This window comes from Pseudooceanicola profundus (genome assembly GCF_054919315.1).
In genome coordinates this window covers 1851128-1864434 of the sequence record NZ_CM142898.1, presented here as the reverse complement: position 1 = coordinate 1864434, position 13307 = coordinate 1851128, and the positions used below count along the sequence as shown (strand labels likewise).

At 67.3% G+C, this 13307-nt stretch carries 11 protein-coding genes; 5 read left to right on the top strand and 6 right to left on the bottom strand.

Annotation, left to right across the window (positions count from 1 at the left end):
• The 4 genes from ACX9MO_RS08515 to ACX9MO_RS08500 form a co-directional block, all read right to left on the bottom strand.
• Window positions 1-2865, bottom strand: a complete 2865-nt coding sequence (locus tag ACX9MO_RS08515; protein ID WP_222490731.1) for a monovalent cation/H+ antiporter subunit A — start codon at window positions 2863-2865, stop codon at window positions 1-3.
• A 220-nt stretch (window positions 2866-3085) separates the two neighbouring features.
• Window positions 3086-4378 (bottom strand): NAD(P)/FAD-dependent oxidoreductase, encoded by a 1293-nt coding sequence (locus ACX9MO_RS08510; protein WP_462214213.1) that lies wholly within the window; start codon window positions 4376-4378, stop codon window positions 3086-3088.
• A 111-nt stretch (window positions 4379-4489) separates the two neighbouring features.
• Window positions 4490-4948, bottom strand: a complete 459-nt coding sequence (locus ACX9MO_RS08505) for an RrF2 family transcriptional regulator (RefSeq protein WP_222490733.1) — start codon at window positions 4946-4948, stop codon at window positions 4490-4492.
• 134 nt (window positions 4949-5082) lie between these two features.
• Entirely contained in the window at window positions 5083-5931 is an 849-nt protein-coding gene (locus tag ACX9MO_RS08500; RefSeq protein WP_462214212.1) for an SDR family oxidoreductase, read from the bottom strand.
• Window positions 5932-6031: 100 nt separating this feature from the next.
• On the opposite strand from ACX9MO_RS08500, the gene ACX9MO_RS08495 reads away from it, so the two are divergent.
• Window positions 6032-6409: a winged helix-turn-helix transcriptional regulator gene (locus ACX9MO_RS08495; protein WP_462214211.1), complete on the top strand. Its 378-nt coding sequence runs from the start codon at window positions 6032-6034 to the stop codon at window positions 6407-6409.
• Window positions 6410-6412: 3 nt separating this feature from the next.
• Here the strand turns inward: ACX9MO_RS08495 and ACX9MO_RS08490 are convergent, their stop codons facing one another.
• Window positions 6413-7219: a sugar phosphate isomerase/epimerase family protein gene (locus tag ACX9MO_RS08490; RefSeq protein WP_462214210.1), complete on the bottom strand. Its 807-nt coding sequence runs from the start codon at window positions 7217-7219 to the stop codon at window positions 6413-6415.
• Window position 7220: 1 nt separating this feature from the next.
• Entirely contained in the window at window positions 7221-8894 is a 1674-nt protein-coding gene (locus tag ACX9MO_RS08485; RefSeq protein ID WP_462214209.1) for an FAD-dependent oxidoreductase, read from the bottom strand.
• Window positions 8895-9009: 115 nt separating this feature from the next.
• On the opposite strand from ACX9MO_RS08485, the gene ACX9MO_RS08480 reads away from it, so the two are divergent.
• From ACX9MO_RS08480 to ACX9MO_RS08465, 4 genes are all read left to right on the top strand, one after another.
• Window positions 9010-9942 carry a LysR family transcriptional regulator gene (locus tag ACX9MO_RS08480; protein ID WP_222490738.1) on the top strand — a complete coding sequence of 311 codons (933 nt, stop codon included), beginning with the start codon at window positions 9010-9012 and terminating at the stop codon, window positions 9940-9942.
• A 136-nt stretch (window positions 9943-10078) separates the two neighbouring features.
• The gene (locus ACX9MO_RS08475; protein ID WP_222490739.1) at window positions 10079-11083 is read left to right on the top strand and encodes a Bug family tripartite tricarboxylate transporter substrate binding protein; all 1005 of its coding nucleotides are present in this window, start codon (window positions 10079-10081) and stop codon (window positions 11081-11083) included.
• A 134-nt stretch (window positions 11084-11217) separates the two neighbouring features.
• On the top strand, window positions 11218-11793 hold the full coding sequence (locus ACX9MO_RS08470; RefSeq protein WP_222490740.1) for a tripartite tricarboxylate transporter TctB family protein: 576 nt from the start codon (window positions 11218-11220) through the stop codon (window positions 11791-11793).
• Entirely contained in the window at window positions 11793-13304 is a 1512-nt protein-coding gene (locus tag ACX9MO_RS08465) for a tripartite tricarboxylate transporter permease (RefSeq protein ID WP_462214208.1), read from the top strand. Before ACX9MO_RS08470 ends, ACX9MO_RS08465 begins: the two co-directional genes overlap by 1 nt.
• Window positions 13305-13307 lie beyond the last annotated feature (3 nt).

Below are 13307 nucleotides of genomic sequence, written 5' to 3'. Positions count from 1 at the left end.
TCAGCCCTCCTGTCCTTCGGTCTGCGCATCATCGCGAGACGGGTCGATGTCCATCGCGTGATCGCTGACAATGTCGTTCGAGCGCCGCGCGAGGCGGGCATAGCTTTCCAGCGACAGCATCACCGCGCCGACCACGGCGAGGAACACGCCGAGATCGAAGCCCATGGCGGTCGCCAGTTCGAATTCCTCCATCGGCGGAATGCGGAAGTAGCCGAAGGCCGAGGTCAGGAAGGGTTTCCCGAAGAACCACGCCCCGATGCCGGTCAGCCCGGCCACCAGCACGCCCGCCCCGATGATCCCGTGGTAGGGATAGCGGATGCGCGCATCGGCCCAGGCGAAGCCGGAGGCCATGTACTGCACCACCACCGCGATCGCGACGATCAGGCCGGCGATGAAGCCGCCACCCGGCTCGTTGTGGCCGCGCAGGAAGATGTAGACGCCGACCATCAGCACCACCGGCAGCATGACGCGGGTCACCACGACCATCATCAGCGGGTGGGCATCCCCGGCCCGCAGCTGATCCGGCTTGCGGTTCAGCAGCCGCGCCCGGACCGGTCCGCCCAGCAGGGCCTCGGTCAGGGCGTAGATGATCAGCGCGGCAATGCCGAGCACGATGATCTCGCCGAAGGTATCGAAGCCCCGGAAGTCCACCAGCGTCACGTTCACCACGTTGGTGCCGCCGCCGCCCTTGTAGGAGTTTTCGAGGTGATAGTCCGAGATCGACTGGAAGGCGAAGTTGCGGGTCATGATCGTGTAGATCAGCCCGGCAGAGCCGAGACCCGCCACGATGCCGATCAGCCCGTCCCGCAGCCGCCGCCCCGAAGAGCTTTCGGCCGGTGTGCGGTTGGGCAGGAAGTTCAGCGCCAGCAGCAGCAGGATGATCGTCACCACCTCGACCGAGAGCTGGGTCAGCGCAAGGTCGGGCGCGGAGAGGTAGTTGAAGCCCAGCGAGACGATCACGCCCACCACGCCCATCAGAACCAGCGCCAGCAGCCGGTCGCGGTGCATGAAGCACAGGAACCCGGTCGCCAGCACAAGCAGCATCCAGCCCGCCAGTGGCAGCGGCTCCAGCGGCAGCAGGGCGCGGGTGGCCGCCCCGGTCTCGCCGGTGAACCACGCATGGGCGCCCACCGCCGTCACCGTGAGGGTGAAGATCGCGGCGTACATGGTGAAGGAACCGTTGTGCAGGGCGCGGGTCACGCGGCCCGCGATGCCCACGAACAGGTCCATGATGGCGTCGAAGATCGCCTTGGCCTCGGGCCGGGGCAGCGCCTCCCAGATCTTGGAGAGCGGCGCATAGGCCAGCAGCAGCAGGATGCCGCCCACGACCGCGATGCCCGACATCTTCAGCGCCGGGGTGACGCCGTGCCAGATCGCGAGGTGGATGTTCGGGACCTCGGCGGTTTCGCCAAGGACGGCGGCGGTGACCTGCATCACCAGCGGCTCGGCCAGGAAGGGCGCGACACCGATCACAACCACCAGCACGACCAGCAGCGCCGGCGGGCCCCAAAGCCCGCGGGGCGGATCATGGGGATGGGCGGGGTAGTCGTCGCGCACCGGGCCGAGGAAGACATGGCTGATGTAGCGGAAGGAATAGGCCGCCGAGAAGAGCGCGCCCACGGTCGCCGCGACGGGCACCAGCAGGTGGCTGTCGAAGAGCGTCAGATGCGCCGCGGTCTCCAGCATCATCTCCTTGGAGAGGAAGCCGTTCAGCAGCGGGATACCGGCCATCGACAGTGCCGCCAGCGTGGCCAGGGTGAAGGTCACCGGCATCAGCTTGCGCAGACCGCCGAGCGCCGGGATGTGGCGGGTGTGGGTCTCGTGGTCGATGATCCCCGCCGACATGAAGAGCGCGGCCTTGAAGGTGGCGTGGTTCAGGATGTGGAACACTGCCGCCATCGCCGCATAGGGCGTGCCCACGCCGAGCAGCATGGTGATCAGCCCCAGGTGCGACACCGTCGAGAAGGCCAGCAGCGCCTTGAGGTCGTTCTTGAAGATCGCGATCAGCGCGCCCAGCACCATGGTGATCAGGCCCGCGGAGGTCACGATCATAAACCAGGCATCGGTGCCCGAGAGCACCGGCCAGAGCCGCGCCATCAGGAAGATGCCCGCCTTCACCATGGTGGCCGAGTGCAGGTAGGCCGAAACCGGGGTCGGCGCGGCCATGGCATGCGGCAGCCAGAAGTGGAACGGGAACTGCGCCGACTTGGTGAAACAGCCCAGCAGGATCAGCAGCAGCGCGGGAATGTAGAGCTCGGACGACTGGATCGCCTCGCGGTTCTGCAGGATCACCTGGATGTCGTAGCTGCCCGCGATCTGGCCGAGGATCAGCATGCCACCGATCATGGCCAGGCCGCCCATGCCGGTCACGGTCAGCGCCATGCGCGCGCCCTGACGGCCTTCGGCGAGGTGCTTCCAGAAGCCGATCAGCAGGAAGGAGGACAGCGAGGTCAGTTCCCAGAAGATCAGCAGCAGCAGGATGTTGTCACACAGGACGATGCCCACCATCGCGCCCTGGAAAAGCAGCAGGTAGGTATAGAACTCGCCCATGTTGTCGTCGCGCGACAGGTAGTAGCGCGCGTAGACGATGACCAGCATCCCGATCCCGAGGATCAGCATGGCAAAGAAGAGCCCCAGCCCGTCGAGGAAGAGGTTCAGGTTCAGCCCGAAGTCGGGCAGCCAGCTCACCTGGGCCGAGATGACCTCGCCCGACATGACGGCGGGCACATGGGTCATCAGCCCGACGAAGGCGGTGAGCGATATGAAGAATGCCGTCAGACCGCAGGCGCGGCGGCCCGCCTCGATCATCAGCCCGGGTAGCAGAGCCCCCAGGAATGGCAGGGCGACGATCAGGAATAACGACATGGATCTCCTCGTTCAGACATGCGCGACCCTCCCGGGCGCAGGCTTTGGGCCAAGCTGCAAATTTCCGTGAGCGGAACAACACAAATCGTACCGCCATAACGCGGAATTTATGATCCGTTTGTGATCACAGCCCCGGTGCTGCCTTTCCCCCCTTTTGCGGCAGCAGGGGGCAGGGGATCAAGAGCCAGTCTGACGCGGCGTCCCGAACGGGGTCGTCCCGTCAGCGGCGGACGCGCCGGATCAGGCTGTCCGCCGCCAGAACGGCATTCACCCCCACGGGCCAGAACTTCTGGAACGGGATTGGCCGGATGGCGGTCACCGGGAAGGGCAGCGCGCCCGGTTCGCCGCGCAGATGCGCCGCCAGCCGGGGGCCGAGCGCCGTGGTCAGCGCCACGCCGCGCCCGTTGAAGCCCACGGCGACAAGGCCGCTGTCCTCCAGCGCATGCAGGTGCGGGTAATGGTCCGCCGTGATCGCCACGCGGCCGTTCCAGCCATAGGCCCAGCCCACGGCGGCAAGGCCGGGCCAGATGCGCTCGGCCAGCCGTTGCAGGACGGTGACCGAGGGCAGGCCGTCGGCCTCCTCCATCTGCCCGCGCCCGCCGAAGATCAGCCGCCCGGCGGCATCGACACGGTAGTAGATCGTCACGGTTCCGGTTTCATAGAGCACCCCGCCCCCGCCAAGGATGCGCCCGCGCAGCGCCTCGGGCAGCGGGTGGCTGGCGGCGATGGCGCTGAAGACGGGGATCAGGCTCTGCGCCAGCTTCGGCACCAGCGGGCCGGAGTATCCGTTGGTCGCGATCAGGAGCCGCCCCGCCGTCACGCTGCCGCCCGGGGTCGTCACCTTCCAGCCCGCGCCTTCACGTCCGTAGGCGGTGACCGGGCTGTCGCAATGGATCACGGCCCCCGCCGCCTGCGCGGCCCCGGCAAGGGCACGGGTGTATTTCAGCGGGTTCACCTGCGCGCCGGCCGGATCGAAGAGCCCGCCGGGATAGCGGGCGCAGCCGGTGGCGGCCTCCATCGCGGCGGCATCGTCGAAGCGCACGGGAATGTCATGGCGCAGCAGCGCCGCGGTCAGCGCCTCGACGTCGCGCAGCCCGGCCTCCGAGACCGCCGCGCGGTAGGTGCCGCCCTGCCGGAACTCCGCGTCGATCCCCAGCCGGTCGATCAGCGCGGCCAGTGTCCGGGGCGCATCATAGGCCCAGTGCAGGGTCTCCGTCCCGAAATCGCGCACCACCTCGTCCGGGTGGGTCTTGAGGCCAGGGTTGGCATGGCCGCCATTGCGCCCCGAGGCACCCCAGCCGGGCTCATTCGCCTCCAGCACCGTAACCGAGGTTCCCGCCTCCGCCAGCGCCAGCGCCGTGGAGAGGCCGAGGATGCCCGCTCCCACGATCGCCACCTCCGCCTCGGCAGGGCCGCTGAGCGGAGCGCACGCACGCGGCCCGTCCTCCGCCGCGTAGAGGGACCGGGGCAGCGCCTGCGCGGCGCGGGTTTCGACGGTGTCGGTCAGGATCATCGGGGCACTCCACTGGACTGCCCCGGTGGTAGGCCCGGACCGCCCGCAGGTCCATCATCCCGCGCGTCGCGACGCCACGGCGCGCGTCACCGTGCCAAAGCTTTCAGCAGCTCAGCCGGCCGCGGCCGCACCGCGCACGGTCTCTTCCTGTGAATAGGCCATGAGGATCGGCAGGGTGCGGGGATGGGCGCCGATGGCATCCGCCAGCGAATACTTGTCCAGCGCCTTGTAGAAGGCGGCCTTGGCCTCGGCCAGCGCCCGCACAAGCCCGCAGGAGCCGTTCAGGATGCAGGAGGCGCAATCCACCAATGGTGTCTCGCCTTCCATGAAACGCGCCACGGCACCGGCGTGGATCTCCTCCGCCGGCTTTGCCAGCTGCACGCCGCCGGACCGGCCACGCGTACTGCGGACGAACCCACCCTCGACCAGTTGCTGCACCACTTTCATGAGGTTGCTCTGCGACAGGTCATGGGCCCGCGCGATTTCGGCGATGGGGACAAGACGCCCCTGATGGGCGGCCAGGTAGAGGCACGCCCGCAATGCGTAGTCGGTAAATTTCGAAAGTCTCACAGGCCCACCCAAAGGAATTCTAAAAGATGAATTTCAGACTGGCCAAATGTGAATTACGGAGCAACAAAGATTCCGTTTTCATGAAAGCATTTGCGGGTTTGCCCCTCCTAAAAAGGGGCAAACCGAGGGGGCAATCACGCGAAAGTGGCTGCAACTGTTTCCTTCATCGGCGTGGTGGGGCGGCCGATCAGGGTGCTCAGCGTCTTGCTGTCATCGAAAAGCGCGGCGCTGTCACCGGCGCGGGCATCGCTGTCGGCGAAGATCTGGGCCACCGGCTCGGGCAGGCCGATCTGGGTCAGCGCGGCGGCATAGTCGGACTGGCTCAGCACCTGGTAGGGCACGGTCTTGCCGACCACCTTCGAGACCTCTTCGGCCATGTCGCCGATGGTATAGGCGGTATCCCCCGCCAGTTCATAGGTCTTGCCGGCGTGACCTTCGGTGGTGGCGACCACGGCGATGGCCTCGGCATAGTCCTTGCGCGCGGCGCTGGCGATCTTGCCATCCCCGGAGGCACCGATGATCGCGCCATGTTCCACCGACGCGGGCAGCGCCCCGGTGTAGTTCTCGGTGTACCAGCCGTTGCGCAGGATCGTGGCGGGAATGCCGCTCTCCGCGATGGCGGTCTCGGTCGCCTTGTGATCGCCCGCGAGGATCATCGGGTTGTCGAAGCCCTTGAGGATGCTGGTGTAGATCAGGTGCTTGACGCCCGCGGCCTTGGCGGCGGCGATGACGTTCCGGTGCTGCCCGGCGCGATCGTTAAAGTCGCTGGACGAGATCAGAACCAGCGTGTCGATGCCCTTGACGGCTTCGGCCAGCTGGTCGGTGTCGTGGTAGTCGGCGGCACGGGCGGCCACGCCGAGGTCGGCAGCCTTGGCGGGATCGCGGACGAGCGCGACGATCTGGTCGGCGGCCACGCGGTCTCTCAGCGCGGCAACGGCAAGGCGGCCCAGTTGGCCGGTGGCTCCGGTGATGGCGATGGTCATGGGGGTCTCCGTTTCTCTTTACGGGATGGATGTTGACGGGGCCAACCTAACCACCTACTTACGAAACGGAAGTACCTACAAAAATGTTAGTGTGAAAAAGATGTCGGACACCACGACCCTCGGCTGGCAGGACGGCCGCTTCGCACCGGACGTGATGGCGGCGGATTGCCCCTCGCGCCGGATCCTGACCCATATCACCAGCCGCTGGGGCGGGCTGATCCTGATCGCCCTGCGCGGCGAGGTTCTGCGCTTCAGCGAGATGCGACGCCGGATCGCGGGCATCAGCGAACGGATGCTGGCGCAGACCCTGCAAACGCTGGAGGCCGACGGCTTCGTGCTGCGCAAGGCCTATGACGTGGTGCCGCCGCACGTGGAATACAGCCTCACACCGCTGGGGGAGGAAGCCGCCGAGAAGATCAGCGAACTCTCGCAGTGGATCGAGACCAACCTGCACCGCATCCCCGGCGCGGCAGGCTGAGGCTCAGACCCGCACCAGCAGCGCGCGCGTGGCCTTGGCGATGTGCCGCAGCACCGCCTCGGGCCCCTCGGCCCTGGTGAGCGCCGCCATCGGCACCTCCAGACCCAGGGGGATCTCGGGCGGCAGGGCGCGCAGGAAGGCCAGCAGGTCGATCTGCCCGGTGCCGGGGGCCAGCCGCTCGGCCCGCGCAGTGAAGAGCAGCTCCTCGGTGGTATAACTGCCCTGCACGGTGGCATCGCAGAGATGGGCAAAGGGCATCCGCTCGGCCGGGATCGCCTTCAGCAGCGCGAGGTCGGAGCGGGAGCGGTCCACGTGCAGGCTGTCGGCCAGCAGGCCCACCTGCGGCCCGGCCTGCTGCACCACCTGCCAACAGGCCGCCAGATCGGGCACCACCGTCCATGGGAAGAACTCCAGCACCGGGCGAATGCCACGGGGCGCGGCCAGCTCGGCAATCGCGGCGAGACGATCCGCGAGGCGGTCGAGGTCCTCGTCATAGGGCGCGGTGATCAGCGTCTGCGCGCCCAGCGCGGCGCCCGCGTCCAGAAGCGGCTCCAGCGTGGCGACATCCGTCTCGGGGGTGATCTTGAGGAACTCGATATCCGGCACCTTCAGCCCGGTCGCCGCCAGCGCCGCCTGCGTCTGCTTCACCAGGGCCGGGTCGTCCATCAGCGGATAACCGGGGCTGTCCTCCGTCACCTTGATCAGGCGCAGGCCCACCCCGTCGAAGCCCGCCGCGGCGGCGGCCTCGATGAACTGCGGCGGCGGCAGGTCGATGGCGGTCAGATGGGCGACGGTCAACACTCTCGTCATGTCAGGCCTCCTTCTGGGCGGCATCGCGCCCGGCGATATAGCCGAAGGTCAGGGCGGGGCCGATGGCGATACCGCCCGCTGGGTAGAAGCCGCCAAAGACGCTGGCCGCATCGGTACCGGCGGCATAGAGCCCGGGCACCGGCGTGCCGTCCGCCTGCAAGACGCGGGCCTGCGCATCGGTGGAAAGGCCGGCAAAGGTGCCGAAGCTGCCCGGCACGACCTCGACCGCGTGAAACGGCGGCTTGAGGATCGGCGCGACATTGGGGTTCGGCGCCTGATCCGGGTCGCCCTGCAGCCGCATGTAGGCCGTGGTGCCCCGGTGGAAGGCCGGATCCTCACCCTTCGCCGCGCCCTCGTTCCACTGCGAAACAGTCTCTGACAGGCCTTTCGGGTCTATTCCGCACTTCTTTGCCAGACCCTCGATCGTCCTGTCGGTCTTGAGGTAGCCGCGCCCGATCCATTGGCGCCACGGCGCGGGCTGGGGCCGCACCACGCCAAGGCCGAAGCGCCGCAGGAAGCGGTGATCGCAGACCATCCACGACCGCGCGGGCGTGCCGTCGGGCACGGCCTTCAGCAAGGCCTCGACATAATCGTGGTAGCCCAGACCCTCGTTGCAGAACCGCTTGCCATCGGCCAGCACGCCGATGACCCCCGGCTTGCCCCGGTCGATGATATGCGGGAACTGCGCCACGCGCCCGTCGGGCCAGCGCACGGTCGAGACCGGGCAGAAGGCCGCGGGGCGGGCCTGATCGGTGCGCACGACACCGCCCGCACCCTCGGCCAGCCGCAGCCCGTCGCCGGTGGCCGTCTCCACCGCCAGCGTGCGGTGCTCGTCATCGCGCGGCATCAGGCCCGCGCGGCGCGCCATATCCTGCGGGAAGCCGCCACAGGCCAGCACCACGCCCCGGGTCGCGCGCAACTCGGTCCCGTCGGGCAGCAGGACACCGATCACGCGGCCCTCCTCCACCAGCAACTCGCGCACCGCGACGCCGGTGCGGATCTCGACATCCTTGTCCAGCGCCGAGCGCAGCAGACGCCCGATCAGCGCGTTGCCGTTGCGCAGGTCCATCCCCCGCCGATGAACGGCGAGGTCGCGGACATGGCGCAGCACGCGTTTCGTCGCATGGACGAAGGCCGGCAGCGAGCGCGTCATCGTCATGAAGGCGCGCAGGTCCGGCCCGGCCTGAATGGTCATGCCGTGGAAGGTCGTCTCCCGCACCGGTTCGCGCAGCAGCGAGACCGCCTTGCCCAGCCCGCGCGCATCATAGGGCGCCGCGATGACGGAGCGCCCACCCATGCCCGCCCCGGGCTGGTGGCTGTAGGTATCGGGGATCTTCAGCCCGCCTTCCCAGGCGACGGCGGTGTTCTCCTCGAGGAAGCCGACCATCTCCGGCGCAGTCCGGAGGAAGGCCTCGACCCGCTCGGGCTCGTAATGATTGCCGAGGACCGCTTGCAGGTACTGGCGCGGGGCCTCTTCCGGCTCGGTGATCCCGGCGCGGACGGCCACGGGATTGCGGGGGGCAAAGATCCAGCCGCCCGACCAGGCGGTGGTGCCGCCCAGCACATCGGCCTTTTCCAGCAGGACCACGCGGGTCCCGAAATGGGCCGCCGTCACCGCGGCGCAAAGCCCCGCAGCACCCGAGCCCAGCACGACGACATCGGTTTCCGACTTCATCCCGCACACACCTCCCGACCTTGTACGCCGGATATGTCTTGCCATCCGACCTTAACGTCAATTATCAAATTCGCCAGCGTCGTAACACGGCGTTAAGATGGGAGGAGGAGACCCCATGCGAGAGATCACGCTTCGGCAGATCGAGGTGATCCGCGCGGTGATGCTGCGCGGCACGATCAGCGGTGCGGCAGAGCACCTTGGCGTCTCGGCGCCCGGAATCAGCCGGTTGATCAAGCATACAGAGGAATCGCTGGGCCTGCGCCTCTTCGAACGCCGCGCCGGCCTTTTCGTGCCGGCGGTGGAGGCCAGTGCCGTCTTCGACCAGATCCGCGAGGTCTACAACGGGGTCGAGAACCTGCAGATGGCGCTCGACTCGCTGCACAAGGGCCATGACGTCCGGCTGTCCTTCGCCTCCGCCCCCTCGGTGGCGCAGTTCATCGCGGCGCGGGCGATCCGCTCCCTGCGCGGACGCTATCCCGACCTCTTCATCGACCTGAACATCCTCAAGATCGAGGAGACGATCGACTACCTGCTGCTGGAGCGGGGGGAGTTCGTGATCATGTCCTCCCCCGTCCGCAACCCGGGCATCGAGAACGAGGAGATCGCCGTCGGCCGGCTGGTGGCGATCCTGCCGGAGGATCATCCGCTCTGCGCACAGGAGGTGGTTTCCCTCCACGATCTGGCGCAGGAGCCCCTGATCGGAGTGGATCCTTCCGACCCCTACGGCGCCTTCGTGGCGAAACCCTTCCGCGAGGCCGGCATCGAAATGACCCAGAGTGTCCGGGGGCGATTCGCCCAGACCGTCGTCAGCCTCGTGCGCCACGGGCTCGGGGTGGCGGTGATCGACGAGTTCTCGGTCGCGGAGGTCTACATGCCCGGCATCGCGCGGCGCCCCCTGAAGGAGGAGGGCTCCATCTCGATCTACGTGGTGCGCAAGAAGGGCCGCGTGCTGTCCAACTTCGCGGAATACGCCATAAAACAGTTCCGAAAGGAGCTGGCCGAGGCCGCGCAGCACTGGCAGATGCCGGCCACACGACGCCGTGAATGATTAACATCATGTTCACGATTGCGCAGACAGGATATTTGACGTTATGCAAAGCCAGAGGCAAATTGTCTCAACGGCGGTGAAATGCGCAACAATCGTGCGCCCCATCAGCCGCCGGAGGAGCTTTTGGGAGGAAACCATGAAGCACTTTATCGTAGGCGCCGTGTCGGCGCTGGTTCTGGGCGCAACCACTGCGGCCGCTGCTGACTACCCGACGAAAGAGATCCAGGGCATCATCCAGTGGGGGGCCGGCGGCTCCACCGATACGGTGATGCGCTCGGTCACGCCCCATGCCGAGGACGTCCTCGGCGGCACCGTCGTTCTTCAGAACATGACCGGCGCCGTGGGTGCGATTGCGCTGAACCACGTGGCCGGCGCCAAGGCCGATGGCTACACCCTGCTGATGGGCGCGGAAAACCCGCTGCTCTACAAGGTGATGGGCCTGGGCGACAAGGACTACAGCGAGTTCACCCCGATCAACCTGCTGGCGCGCGGCACCGCCGTTCTGGTCGCCAACGTCGATGCCCCCTTCGACGATTACGCGGGCATGATGAAGTACATCGCGGAGAACCCCGGTGAGCTGCGCCTCGGCGCGACCGGCCCGGGCGGCCTGCCCTCCGTCATCACCGCGATGATGGAGAGCGTCGAGGGCGATCTCGACGTGATCTCGGTGCCCTACGACGGCGACGGCCCGGCGCTGACCGCGCTGCAGGGCGGGGCCATCGACGTGATGCCCGCCGTTCTGGGCGCGGCCATCGAATCGATCCGCGGCGGCAAGATGAAGCCGCTGGCGATCATGGACGTGGAAGCCTCGGACAAGCTGCCCGACGTGAAACCGGTGACGGAGTTCAACGACGGTTACTCCAGCCTGCTGCCCTGGGGCCCCTTCTTCGGCGTCTTCGTCAAGAACGGCACCCCCGATGACGTGGTGGCCAAGCTGACCGAGGCCTATGCCGCCGGTGCCGAGAACGAAGACTTCGTCAGCCTGATGGACGGCCGCGGCTACACCATCATGAACATGTCCGGCGACGAGGCGCAGGACTTCCTCACCACCTGGCAGCAGAACACCGCGTGGCTGCTTCAGGACGCGGGCCTCACCAAGGCCTCGCCCGAGGAGTTCGGCATCGCCAAGCCCGGCGAATGATCCGCTAGAGCGGGCCAGACGAAACAACTGATTTCGTACTTCGGCGCCGCCCGTCTTCTCCGATGGGCGGCGCTTCTCGTTGGACCAGGTCGCAGCGGCCCCCCGCCGCCACGGGCGACACTGAGGAGGACAGAATGGATCCCGACTACCGCGGCGACGCCGATCACCACGACGGCACGTCCGATGCCACCCCCGGCGGCTACACCAAGGAACGCCGCCCCGGCGAACTGGGCTTTGCCGTCATCATGGCTCTGGCCAGCCTCTACCTGCTGTGGAGCGCCTACGGCATCTCGGGCTTCGACGCCCTCTCGGCCCCCGGCGCCGTCCCCATGGCCACCACGGCGGCGATGGTGATCTCGGCCCTCGTCATCCTCGTGAAGACCGCGCGGCGGCCCAAGGTCACGACCGAGACCCTCTCGCGCGACATCCTGCCGGTGAAGGTGATCGTCTTCGTCGTATTCCTTGCCGCCTTCGGGGCGCTGCTGATCCCGCTCGGCTTCCTGCCCACGGCGGCGCTGTTCCTGATCGCCTCGGTCAAGCTGCTCTCCGACCGCGGCTGGGGCTTTGCCATCGGGGTCTCGCTCTTCACCCTTCTGATCATCTGGATCGTCTTCCGCATCGTCTTCACCGTGCTGATGCCCGCGGGCATCGTGCCCGAGGCGGAGATCCTCCAGTTCTTCCGTAACCTCACCTCCGGAGGGGCCGCCTGATGGACATGTTCCTCGCCTTCCTGACCGTCATCACCCAGCCGCAGCTGCTGCTCCTGGTGGGTCTCGGCACCTTTGCCGGTGTCTACATCGGCGCGATCCCCGGTCTCTCCGTCACCATGGCGGTGTCGATCCTGATCTCCTTCACCTTCTCGTGGGAAGTCTACCCGGCGCTCGCGCTGATGGTCGGCATCTACATGGGCGGTGTCTATGGCGGCTCGCGCACCGCGATCCTGCTGAACATCCCCGGCGCGCCCTCGGCCATCGCCACGGCCATGGACGGCTATCCCATGGCCCAGCGGGGCGAGGCGGGCACCGCCATCGGCGTCAGCACGGTCATGTCCTTCATCGGCGGCTTCATCGGCATCGGGGTCCTCGCCCTCGCCGCGCCCTTCGTTTCGGACTTCGCGCTAAAATTCCAGCCGCGCGACTACATGCTGCTGGCGATCCTCGGCATCCTGCTGGTCGGCTCGCTCTCCTCCGGCTCGCTGGTCAAGGGCATCTTTGCCGGGGCCCTCGGGATCGCCATCGGCGCCGTGGGCCGCGACCCGCTGACCTTCACCGAACGCTTCACCTTCGACCTTCAGATCATGGAAGGCGGAATTTCCTTCATCGCCGTCATGATCGGGATGTTCGGCGTCTCCGAGGCGCTGCTGCAACTGCACCACGTCGACAAGACCGCCGTGAAGCAGAAGATCAGCCGCATCGTGCCCTCGCTCGGCACCGTGAAGAAACACCTGCCGCTCTCGATGCAGACCTCGACCATCGGGGTGATCATCGGCGCCCTGCCCGGCACCGGCGGCGACATCGCGGCGCTGATGGCCTACGACCATGCCAAGCGCGTCACCAAGAACCCCTCGCGGCCCTTCGGCGACGGTGCGATCGAGGGCCTCGTCGCCCCCGAGACCGCCAACAACGCCGCCGTGGGCGGGGCCTTCATCCCGATGATGACCCTCGGCATCCCCGGCGACGCGGTGACCGCGATCATGATCGGCGCGCTCTTCATCCACGGGCTGAACCCCGGCCCGATGCTGATGGTCGACAACCCGAACATGTTCTGGTTCATCGTCGGCGCGCTGGTGATGGCGAACTTCTTCATCCTGCTCTTCGGCCTGACCGGCATCAAGATCTTCACCAAGATCGTCGAGATGCCCCGCTCGGTGCTGATCCCGCTGATCCTGCTGCTCTCCATCGTGGGCGCCTTCGCCGTGAACAACTCGGTCACGGATGTCTACTGGATGCTCGGCTTCGGCGTCTTCGGCTACTTCATGCGGCACTACGGCTACCCGCTGGGTCCGGTGATCCTCGGCGTGATCCTGTCGCGCCTGCTGGACGACAACTGGCGCCGCGCGATCATCTCGGAGCGCGAGGACCTCGGCCGCTTCTTCTCCGGCATCTTCAGCAGCCCGCTGTCCACCGTGCTGCTGCTCGCCGTGATCTTCATCTTCGTCTCGCAGACGCCGCTCTGGCGGATTGCCAAAACGCGGCTCTTCGGCCGCACCGGGAGTAACTGACCG